The sequence below is a fragment of the Streptomyces canarius genome, assembly GCF_014650735.1.
Classification (GTDB): domain Bacteria; phylum Actinomycetota; class Actinomycetes; order Streptomycetales; family Streptomycetaceae; genus Streptomyces; species Streptomyces olivaceoviridis.
Genome location: NZ_BMVN01000166.1, coordinates 1 through 1,689 on the forward strand (window position 1 = coordinate 1; position 1,689 = coordinate 1,689).

Genomic DNA, 1,689 nt, shown 5'->3' on the forward strand with positions numbered 1-1,689 from the left:
TCGCCGTCGTCGGGGCCGTACGACCGGAGTCAGACGGTGATGGTCTTGTATTCGGTGTAGGTGCCGAGGCCGACCGCGCCGTACTCGCGGCCGATGCCGCTGGCCTTGAAGCCGCCGAACGGGCCGTCGAAGCCGACGGAGGCGCCGTTGACCGTGATGGTGCCGGTGCGGACCCGGCGGGCGACCGCCAGGGCGTGTTCCTCGTCGGAGGACCAGACACCGCCGGAGAGGCCGTACTCGGAGTCGTTGGCGATGCGGACGGCGTCGTCCTCGTCGTCGTAGGCGATGACCACCAGGACCGGGCCGAAGATCTCCTCCTGCGCGATCCGCATGGAGTTGTCGACGTCGGCGAAGACGGTGGGCGTGACGTAGTTGCCCTTCTCCAGGCCCTCGGGGATCTGCGGGCCGCCGGTGACCAGACGGGCGCCTTCCTCGATGCCGAGCTGGATGTAGTCGCGCACCCGCTGCTGCTGGTCGGGGCGGATCATCGGGCCGATGAAGGTGTCGGGATCGTTCGGGTCGCCGACCTTCAGGGACTCCACCAGCTCCTTCAGCGCGGTCACGACCTCCTCGTACTTCTCGCGGGGGGCCAGGACGCGGGTCTGGGCGATGCAGGACTCGGCGTTGTTGAGCAGGGAGGCGAACTTCAGGCCCGCGACCGCCTTCTCGATGTCGGCGTCCGGCAGGATGATGGCGGCGGACTTGCCGCCCAGCTCCAGGCTGACCCGCTTGAGCTGCTCACCGGCGATCGAGGCGATGCGACGGCCGGCCCGCGTGGAGCCGGTGAAGGCGATCTTGTCGACGTCCGGGTGCGAGACCAGGTACTCGCTGGTCTCCCGGTCCGCGGGCAGGACGCTGATCACGCCCTCGGGCAGGCCCACCCGCTCCAGCAGCTCGGCCAGGAAGCCCATGCTCAGCGAGTTCTCCGGGGAGACCTTGAGGACCACGGAGTTGCCCGCGACCAGCGCGGGGATGATCTTGGAGGTGGCCGAGGAGAACGGCGAGTTCCACGGGATCACCGCGGCCACGACGCCGACCGCCTCACGGCGCACAACGCTGCGCACCGGGGACGCCGGGTCGGAGGGGACGAGCGTCTCCTCCCAGCCGAACTCCTCCGCCGCCTTCAGATAGGCGTTCGCCTGCCTGGTCAGGCCGGGCTGTCCGGCGCGGGTGAACCAGCCGGCCGAACCGTTCTCCAGCGAGATCAGCTGTGCGACCTTCTCCGCGTTCTCCTCGCGCAGCGCGTTGAAGCGCCGCAGGACCGCGATCCGCTCCGCCGGCGGGGTCAGACGCCACTCGCCTCCGTCGAACGACTTCCGTGCCGCGGCCACCGCACGGTCGATGTCCGCCGGCCGCGCCTGGGCGGCACGGCCGACCACCGACTGGTCGTGCGGGGAGGCGATGTCGAGCAGCTCCGGGCTGCTCGGCTCGACCCAGGAGCCTGCGATGAAAAGCCGGTCGTAGGTGATCATGCGATTTCTCTCTTCCGTGCTCTCGGTTCGTTCGGACCTTTCGTCCAACCGCCACTTCAATGTAGCACTTGCCTTGGTTAGATGCACATAAGCGTGGTGGGAGAGTTCAGATTGGCCTCACTGGGGATACTCTTAAGGGATGAGGGCCGACGCTGCACGCAACCTGGAAGCCGTCCTGACCACCGGAGCCCGCATGCTCGCCGCCGACCCCGGCGCC

Annotated in this window: 1 protein-coding gene; it reads right to left on the minus strand. The window is 68.9% G+C overall.

Translation table 11 applies throughout. The annotated features are described in order from the left end of the window. Nucleotides 1-29 precede the first annotated feature (29 nt). Nucleotides 30-1,472: an aldehyde dehydrogenase gene (locus tag IE294_RS46610; protein ID WP_189895369.1), complete on the minus strand. Its 1,443-nt coding sequence runs from the start codon at nt 1,470-1,472 to the stop codon at nt 30-32. Nucleotides 1,473-1,689: the final 217 nt, after the last annotated feature.

What these genes read in the sequence shown, in the direction of transcription:
- IE294_RS46610 (WP_189895369.1), bottom strand. Translation starts at nt 1,472, where the DNA reads ATGATCACCTACGACCGGCTTTTCATCGCAGGCTCCTGGGTCGAGCCG.